The organism is Aminobacter sp. P4_D5, from assembly GCF_056401815.1.
This window is the reverse complement of sequence record NZ_JBFUIP010000853.1, coordinates 1-653: the sequence shown is the minus strand read 5'-3', so window position 1 is coordinate 653 and position 653 is coordinate 1. Positions and strand designations below refer to the sequence as shown.

Genomic DNA, 653 nt, shown 5'->3' with positions numbered 1-653 from the left:
GTGGACGTCACCGGCACCTCGAAGGGCACGGGATTTGCCGGCGCCTTGAAGCGCTGGAACTTCTCGGGTCTCGAGGCCTCGCACGGCGTGTCGATCAGCCACCGTTCGCATGGTTCGACCGGCAACCGTCAGGATCCCGGCAAGACCTTCAAGAACAAGAAGATGGCGGGCCATCTCGGCGTCGAGCGCATCACCACCCAGAACCTGGTGGTGGCGGGCCATGATGCCGAGCGCGGTCTGCTGCTCATCAAGGGCTGCATTCCGGGTTCCGCCGGAGGCTATGTGCTGGTGCGCGACGCCGTGAAGCGCGCGCGTCCGGCCGATGCGCCGTTCCCCGCGGCGACGGTCTGAGGGTAGGACAATGCAGTTTTCTGTCATCACGCTGGATAATGCGCCGGCCGGCGAAGCCGATCTGCCGGACGACCTGTTCGGCACCGCGCCCCGCGCCGACATCATGGCCCGCGTCGTCCACTGGCAGCTCGCGAAGCGCCGGGCCGGCACGCACAAGGTCAAGGGCATGGGCGAGGTCTCCGGCACGACCAAGAAGCCGTACCGCCAGAAGGGCACGGGCTCCGCTCGTCAGGGCTCGCTGCGCGCTCCGCAGTTCCGCAAGGGCGGCGTGGTGCATGGCCCGGTCGTGCGCGACCACGGCT

At 68.3% G+C, this 653-nt stretch carries 2 protein-coding genes; both read left to right on the top strand.

The genetic code is table 11. The annotated features are described in order from the left end of the window. A partial coding sequence (gene rplC, locus AC1DWF_RS35400) for a 50S ribosomal protein L3 (protein WP_476843134.1) occupies window positions 1-351 on the top strand: 351 nt, incomplete at its 5' end. A 10-nt stretch (window positions 352-361) separates the two neighbouring features. Further along, window positions 362-653, top strand: a 292-nt coding sequence (locus AC1DWF_RS35395; RefSeq protein WP_476843133.1) for a 50S ribosomal protein L4, incomplete at its 3' end; no start/stop codon positions are given.